The organism is Enterobacter cloacae complex sp. GF14B (assembly GCF_004136805.1).
In the GTDB taxonomy this organism is placed as follows: domain Bacteria; phylum Pseudomonadota; class Gammaproteobacteria; order Enterobacterales; family Enterobacteriaceae; genus Enterobacter; species Enterobacter hormaechei_C.
Genome location: NZ_QFRV01000002.1, coordinates 142,282 through 149,010 on the forward strand (window position 1 = coordinate 142,282; position 6,729 = coordinate 149,010).

The 6,729-nt window shown below is 54.5% G+C and carries 10 protein-coding genes; all 10 read right to left on the bottom strand.

The window, feature by feature from the left end; all coding sequences use genetic code 11:
* Positions 1 to 106: 106 nt before the first annotated feature.
* Positions 107 to 1,093 (bottom strand): glutathione S-transferase family protein, encoded by a 987-nt coding sequence (locus tag DD606_RS01495; protein WP_003862653.1) that lies wholly within the window; start codon positions 1,091 to 1,093, stop codon positions 107 to 109.
* 72 nt (positions 1,094 to 1,165) lie between these two features.
* On the bottom strand, positions 1,166 to 1,558 hold the full coding sequence (locus tag DD606_RS01500; protein WP_003862651.1) for a DoxX family protein: 393 nt from the start codon (positions 1,556 to 1,558) through the stop codon (positions 1,166 to 1,168).
* 253 nt (positions 1,559 to 1,811) lie between these two features.
* A complete protein-coding gene (locus DD606_RS01505; protein WP_003862649.1) occupies positions 1,812 to 2,108 on the bottom strand; it encodes a YqjK-like family protein in 297 nt (98 codons plus the stop codon).
* Positions 2,105 to 2,503 carry a phage holin family protein gene (locus DD606_RS01510; protein ID WP_003862647.1) on the bottom strand — a complete coding sequence of 133 codons (399 nt, stop codon included), beginning with the start codon at positions 2,501 to 2,503 and terminating at the stop codon, positions 2,105 to 2,107. Before DD606_RS01510 ends, DD606_RS01505 begins: the two co-directional genes overlap by 4 nt.
* A gap of 2 nt (positions 2,504 to 2,505) precedes the next feature.
* Complete coding sequence (locus DD606_RS01515) at positions 2,506 to 2,811, bottom strand: YqjD family protein (protein ID WP_003862645.1); 306 nt, start codon at positions 2,809 to 2,811, stop codon at positions 2,506 to 2,508.
* 29 nt (positions 2,812 to 2,840) lie between these two features.
* Positions 2,841 to 3,209, bottom strand: a complete 369-nt coding sequence (locus DD606_RS01520) for a DUF1090 domain-containing protein (RefSeq protein WP_003862642.1) — start codon at positions 3,207 to 3,209, stop codon at positions 2,841 to 2,843.
* Between the two features lie 143 nt (positions 3,210 to 3,352).
* On the bottom strand, positions 3,353 to 3,736 hold the full coding sequence (mzrA, locus tag DD606_RS01525; RefSeq protein ID WP_003862640.1) for an EnvZ/OmpR regulon moderator MzrA: 384 nt from the start codon (positions 3,734 to 3,736) through the stop codon (positions 3,353 to 3,355).
* A 2-nt stretch (positions 3,737 to 3,738) separates the two neighbouring features.
* A complete protein-coding gene (gene yqjA, locus DD606_RS01530) occupies positions 3,739 to 4,401 on the bottom strand; it encodes a DedA family general envelope maintenance protein YqjA (protein WP_003862638.1) in 663 nt (220 codons plus the stop codon).
* Positions 4,402 to 4,743: 342 nt separating this feature from the next.
* Complete coding sequence (gene exuR, locus DD606_RS01535) at positions 4,744 to 5,520, bottom strand: transcriptional regulator ExuR (RefSeq protein WP_003862635.1); 777 nt, start codon at positions 5,518 to 5,520, stop codon at positions 4,744 to 4,746.
* Positions 5,521 to 5,717: 197 nt separating this feature from the next.
* Positions 5,718 to 6,729 (bottom strand): MFS transporter (locus DD606_RS01545; RefSeq protein WP_129258098.1); only part of this gene is annotated, 1,012 nt, incomplete at its 5' end.

The following is a 6,729-nucleotide window of genomic DNA, read 5'->3' on the forward strand; positions in this document are numbered from 1 at the left end:
TTTTCCTTGCCTCTTAATCAGTCAATCACTTGTTTTCTAAGCGATCGAGGTAAGGATAGATGTATGCTGTGAATTAAAAAAGGGAATCAATTGATTCCCTAAATAATTATCCGAAACGCACGTCGCGCCCGTGCGGTTCATCCAGGTCCTGCCACGGGCCAATGGAGATAATGCCCGTTGGGTTGATGGTCTTATGACTGCGGAAATAATGGGTGCGAATATGGTCAAAATTGACCGTCTCCGCAATCCCCGGCATCTGATAGATGTCACGCAGGAAACCGTGCAGGTTCAGATAATCGCTGATGCGATGCTTGTCGCACTTGAAGTGGGTGACATATACCGGATCGAAGCGGATCAGCGTCGTCCACAGGCGGATGTCTGCTTCAGTGAGGCGATCGCCCGTTAAATAACGATGCTGGCCGAGGATCTGCTCCAGGCGCTCCAGGGATCCAAACACGTTGCCGACCGCTTCGTCGTACGCTTCCTGACTGGTGGCAAAGCCCGCTTTGTAGACGCCGTTGTTGACGTTGTCGTAGATCCAGCCGTTCAGCTCGTCAATTTTCTCGCGCAGCTCAACCGGGTAGTAATCCCCGGCGCGGGCACCGTGTGCGTCAAACGCGGTATTGAACATGCGAATGATTTCAGCGGATTCATTGCTGACGATCGTCTGGTTTTTCTTGTCCCACAGCACAGGCACCGTTACGCGTCCGGTGTAGTGCGGATCGGCGCGCAGATAGAGCTGATACAGGAAATCGTGATGATAAAGCTCATCACCCGTCGCGGCAGGGAAGTCACTGTCGAACGTCCAGCCGTTTTCCAGCATCAGCGGGTTGACCACCGAAACCGGAATTAACGATTCGAGGCCTTTAAGTTTGCGCACAATCAGCGTGCGGTGCGCCCACGGACAGGCGAGAGAAACATACAGATGATAACGATCTTTCTCCGCCGCAAAGCCCCCTTCGCCACTCGGGCCGGGTGCGCCGTCGGCGGTCAGCCAGTTACGGAAGGCCGAAACAGAGCGCTTAAAGCGTCCACCGGTGGATTTGGTGTCATACCAGACATCCTGCCAGACGCCGTCTACGAGTTGTCCCATTTTTTTCTCCTCCGTCAGATAGCAAAAGCGAGGAGATGTCTCCTCGCTTTGAATGTAATCAGTATAGCCTGCTTACCACTTCTTATTCAGAAGACGGTCGATGCTGTAGGCACCCGGGCCCGTGATAGCCAGCAGCAGGAAGCCACCCGCGATGGTCAGGTTTTTCATGAACATCAGGGAGTTCACGCCTTCCGCAAAGTTGCTGTGGAAGATGAACGCGGTCAGCAGGGTAAAGCCTGCGGTGAACAGCGCCGTGGTGCGGGTCAGGAAACCGAACAGCACTGCCAGGCCGCCGCCGAACTCAAGCAGAATGGTCAGTGGCAGCAGGAACCCCGGCACGCCCATCGCTTCCATATACTGCTGAGTGCCCGCATAGCCGGTAATTTTGCCCCAGCCTGCGGTGATGAACAGAATTGGCATCAGAATACGCGCTACCAGTACACCAACATCTTCTAATTTTTTCATTTTACTCTCCAGGAAACCACATCAGCGGCTAAACGTTATTTGCGTGCAAATTCGGGTAGATACCGCGTCTTTGCTGTCGATGGAGAGGAGTGTAAACGGGGCGGATGGCAATTGTTAGCAAGGAAAACTGTTAATCTTCTTCAAAGATATTGAGTAAGGGAGCGTGCGGGCTGGTGCCCTCACCCCATCCCTCTCCCACAGGGAGAGGGGGCAAAAACAAAAAACGGTAACCAGGGTTACCGTTTTGCTTTTTTCACCGCAACTGCTGCTGTCGCAGCGTGGTTTTCACCAGACGCCAGGCGCTCCAGGCGCCAAAGCCGCGACGTGCCCAGCGGATCAGCATGTTAGGATGCCGAACCGACCAGATCGCCATCACGCTGCTGCCGACCAGCGCCCATGAACGCAGGCTCAGGACCGTGTTCCAGCCGCGGTCAAACCGATGCGTGGCTTCAACCCAGTCGCGACGGCTGGCAGACAGATCCAGTCGCTGCTGCTGGATTTGGCTCAACAGATACGCTTTCCGCTTTTGACGTTCGGCTTTGTCGCTCACGACTTATCATCCTCCAGCAGGGCGCGGTCGTTGGCCAGCTCCTGGCGCGTATGACGCAGGAAGGTCGACGTGCGCGCTTTATGCAGGGTCCAGATACCGCCTATCAGCGCCGCCACCAGCAGAACCACGGTAGTCGCAATCATCGCGTTCAGACGATACTGTGGATCGATAGCCCAGATGATTAACACCATCAGGCTCATCAGACCAAACGCGGCAAAGAGCATCGTAAGCCCAAGCATGAGCAGCATCTGGAAGAGGTTGGCTTTCTCCTCTTCCAGCTCCACTACCGCAAGCCGGACGCGCGTTTCGGCAATCCCGACCAGCGTCGTAAGAATACGCTGGCCAATGCCGAGGACGTTTTTAGCAGGCCCTTGTGCGTGACGTGGATCTTCCATAATCAACGACGCGTCAGCAGGACACCCAGCACCACACCCACTGCGGCGCCAATACCCACACCCGTCCATGGATTATCACGTACATATTCGTCTGCGCGCGCAGCCGCTTCGCGGGTCTGTTTCGCCAGTGCATCACCGGTTTCACCCAGACGGTAACGGCTCTCTTTCAGTGCCTGCTCCGCTTTGCTGCGCAGTTTGCTGACTTCTTCTTTCGATTTATCGGCAGAAGAGTTCAGCACCTCTTCCAGGGTGTCCGCCAGGGATTTCAGTTCAGCGCGCAGATTTTCTGAAGTTGTATCTTTTGACATGATTCTCTCCTGTTGAGATTTCCGTTAACTCAATAATCGCGAGCTTCCAGCGCTTTCAGTTCGTCCTGCGCCTCTTGCAACTTCCTCTCGCGCTTGGCAATTTTTTCCGCATCACCTTTCTCTTTCGCTTCTTGCAGGTCTTGACGGCGCTCGGCTATCTCGTCCTTCTGTTCAGCGATTTTTTCCTGATGATCGGCACGCAGCTTGCTATCCGTACAGTTGTCTTTCACTTCGCGCAACGCTTTTTTCAGTCCGTCGATCCGGTGCTGATTGTTATGCTTTTCGGCATAACTGATTTCGCGTTGGATATCCTGTTCTTTCTCCTGACAAAGAGACATAGCGAAGGAAGCTGTGCTTAAAGAAAAAAGGGCCAGAGCCAGGGTGATGCGGTATTTCATTATAGAAACCTTCCATTGTGTTACGGCGTAAGCCGTGTTCCAGAACTAAGCGGAGAACATCTGAGGGGTGCTCCGCGTACTTAAGCATAGTAAGTAAACGGGAGTTTCACCAAAGTAGGTGAAAATATTCGGAATATTAGTCGTTAACCAAATCGATGCGACGTGTCGCGTAACCGTGACATCCAGGAGGCGACGTGGCTGTCATCATCCTGTTGCGCAATGATGTAACCCTGCGGCAGCGTGCGGTCCAGCACGGCTTTCGCCGCGGCGCTTTGCGCACTGGAGTCAAATTTTATCAGTAGTACATCGTCTTGCGGCGTGATGCTCTTAAAGCGGATCCCGTTTGCGTCGAGATGATGCCAGATGGAAAAACCATCCGGCACGCTGGTTCCCTGGCTCACAGGACGGATAGCCAGCGTCGACTCCTGATGCTGTAGCGCAGACCACAGCAGGATAAGAGCGCTGAACATCATCAGCGCGACGATGGCGTAAGAGAAGCGGCGCAGCGCGAGCGGGGAGATAACCATCGTTAACCCCTGGCTCCGTATTTCTTCTTCCACAGTACGACCAGGGACCCGACCAGGCCAAACACCAGCAGAACGACGGGCAGCAGCATCAGGCAAGACATCAGTTGGTCTTCGTATTTCATAAAGACCGGCGTTTTACCCAGCGCGTAGCCGAGCGTGGTCAGGATCAGCACCCACAGCAAGCCGCTCATCCAGTTAAAGAACTGGAAGCGCGTGCTGCTCAGGCCGGACAGGCCCGCAATGGTGGGCAGTAGGGTGCGTACGAATGCGATAAAGCGGCCGATCAGCAAGGCGGAAAGCCCATGCTTATGGAAAAGGTGGTGCGCTCGCTGGTGGTAATGGGCCGGAAGGTGCGAAAGCCAGTTCTGAACGATTCGCGTGTTACCCAGCCATCGCCCCTGAATGTAACTCACCCAGCAGCCCAGGCTGGCGGCAATGGTTAAAAGCAGGACCGTTTGCGGGAAAGCCATTGCCCCTTTTGCACAAAGCACCCCGACCAGCACCAGCAGGCTGTCGCCCGGTAAAAAGGCAGCAGGCAGCAGACCGTTCTCAAGGAACAGGATCATAAATAATACAAAGTAGAGCATGCCAATCATGGACGGGTTGGCCAGCGTTTCGAAATCCTGAGCCCAGAGGGCGTTCAGTAGTTGGGTCAAAAGTTCCATTCAGTGTTCCTGGAAATCGGTTAACGTCACGCCTGTAATTCGGGAAATACAGCACGGCGACATTGTTATGATTTCATTATGGTCGCTCGCGGACACATTGATGTGTGGCCAACACTGTTCCCTGTTAATTGGCTGGTTAGCAAGCACTAACTTACAAAATAACGAAGTGAATCCAATTGTAACAAAGCCCGACGTTCTGCGTCACAGAATTTGAGGGGAAACACGATTTTGGCGTAAGCCACGGAGGGGAGCGAGAAATTTTACAAAGGCTGACACTATAGAGGTTTTCTTACCCTGTCTGGCCGGAAGGCGCGGCGGTGCGCCTGCCAGCAGTTCGGGGCGTTATTTTGCGAGATTGGTCGCGGTATCGAGGTGAACGACCGGATTATCGGCAAAAAGATAGCGGTCAGCGTTAAATTCAAAGTCATCACTTGTTTCATTAAACAGCATCTGTTTGGTGTTCTCCAGATGCTGCCACATTGCCAGTTTCGCCGCATGCGGATCTTTACGAATCAGGGCCTTAAGAATCTGGTCGTGATCGTCACACCAGTTATCTACCGTGCGGGAATCAATATGATCGTGCAATTTCTTCCAGTACGGGTTGTGAACGCGCTGAGTCCACATTTTTTCAACGATTGCCGCCAGCGCCGTGTTCTGAGTCGCAAGGGCGACCTGGACGTGGAATTGCAGGTCCCATTCAGAATCGCGGAAACATTTTTCTTTACGCGCGTGATCCTGGATTTCCATCAGCTTCATGATGTCCTGCTTGGTCACCTGCGTCGCAGCAAATTCCGCAATGTTGCTTTCAATCAGCTGGCGAGCCTGGAGAAGCTCAAACGGACCGTAGCTGGCAAACTCCAGACTTTCGTCCGGGGTGGGGGAGTGTTTCGCCTGGCTGGAAATCACATGAATGCCGGAACCTTTGCGTACCTCAACATACCCTTCCACTTCCAGCATGATGATGGCTTCGCGGACCACCGTGCGGCTGACGCTTTTTTCATCCGCAATGAAACGCTCAGCGGGAAGTTTATCACCGACAAGATAGACCCCTTGCTCGATGCGATCTTTCAGCTCGGCGGCAAGTTGTTGATATAAACGACGTGATTCGGTGATTTCCATATGCGCTCCAGGCAGGGTACGGCGAATGATTTGTTATACCACTTTTGCGTGCCAGTCTCCAGATTTCGCCATCAAAAAAGCCGCCCGGAGGCGGCTTTTGCGTCGTTCTTGCCGGGTGGCGCTACGCTTACCCGACCTACTATTTTATTGGATTTTGTAGGCCGGGTAAGGCGGAGCCGCCACCCGGCACAACAACGCTAACTCTGCGTCGCCGGTCCCCCGAGGGACTCTTTCGCAAGTTCATCTGCGGATTTGCTTTTCAGCACCGTCCAGATAACCACCGCACCCAACAGGTCGAAGACAGCCAGTACCGCGAACAGTGGGCTGAAACCAATCGTATCCGCCAGCGCGCCGACCACCAGCGCAAACAGGGTACTTGCGGTCCAGGCGGCCATCCCGGTCAGGCCATTGGCGGTGGCGACTTCGTTACGACCAAACACGTCGGACGAGAGCGTAATCAGCGCACCGGACAGAGACTGGTGAGCAAAGCCCCCGATACACAGCAGGGCGATAGCCACGTAAGGGCTGGTGAACAGGCCGATCATACCCGGGCCGATCATCAGCAGGGCGCCCATGGTGACCACCATCTTACGGGACACAATCAGGTTCACGCCAAACCAGCGCTGGAACAGCGGTGGCAGGTAGCCGCCGACGATACAGCCCAGGTCTGCAAACAGCATTGGCATCCAGGCGAACATCGCGATCTCTTTCAGGTTAAAGCCGTAAACTTTAAACATGAACAGTGGGATCCAGGCGTTAAACGTACCCCAGGCCGGTTCTGCCAGGAAGCGTGGCAGGGCGATACCCCAGAACTGACGGGTGCCCAGGATCTGCCAGACGGACATCTTTTTGCCGTTGTCGGTCTGATGCTGGGATTCCTGACCATTAATAATGTAGTCACGTTCTTCGTCAGACAGCTTTTTCTGGTCGCGCGGGTGTTTATAGAAAATCAGCCACGCCATGGCCCAGGCAAAGCTCAGCACACCGGAGATGATGAACGCCATCTGCCAGCTGTGCATCACAATCGCCCACACCACCAGTGGCGGAGCAATCATCGCCCCGATGGAGGAGCCCACGTTGAAGTAACCGACAGCGATAGAACGCTCTTTTGCCGGGAACCATTCAGAGCTGGCTTTCAGACCCGCGGGGATCATCGCCGCTTCGGCAGCACCTACCGCACCACGCGCCAGCGCCAGTCCGCCCCAGCTG

What these genes read in the sequence shown, in the direction of transcription:
- DD606_RS01495 (WP_003862653.1), bottom strand. Translation starts at nt 1,093, where the DNA reads ATGGGACAACTCGTAGACGGCGTCTGGCAGGATGTCTGGTATGACACC.
- DD606_RS01500 (WP_003862651.1), bottom strand. Translation starts at nt 1,558, where the DNA reads ATGAAAAAATTAGAAGATGTTGGTGTACTGGTAGCGCGTATTCTGATG.
- DD606_RS01510 (WP_003862647.1), bottom strand. Translation starts at nt 2,503, where the DNA reads ATGGAAGATCCACGTCACGCACAAGGGCCTGCTAAAAACGTCCTCGGC.
- DD606_RS01515 (WP_003862645.1), bottom strand. Translation starts at nt 2,811, where the DNA reads ATGTCAAAAGATACAACTTCAGAAAATCTGCGCGCTGAACTGAAATCC.
- DD606_RS01520 (WP_003862642.1), bottom strand. Translation starts at nt 3,209, where the DNA reads ATGAAATACCGCATCACCCTGGCTCTGGCCCTTTTTTCTTTAAGCACA.
- mzrA (WP_003862640.1), bottom strand. Translation starts at nt 3,736, where the DNA reads ATGGTTATCTCCCCGCTCGCGCTGCGCCGCTTCTCTTACGCCATCGTC.
- yqjA (WP_003862638.1), bottom strand. Translation starts at nt 4,401, where the DNA reads ATGGAACTTTTGACCCAACTACTGAACGCCCTCTGGGCTCAGGATTTC.
- exuR (WP_003862635.1), bottom strand. Translation starts at nt 5,520, where the DNA reads ATGGAAATCACCGAATCACGTCGTTTATATCAACAACTTGCCGCCGAG.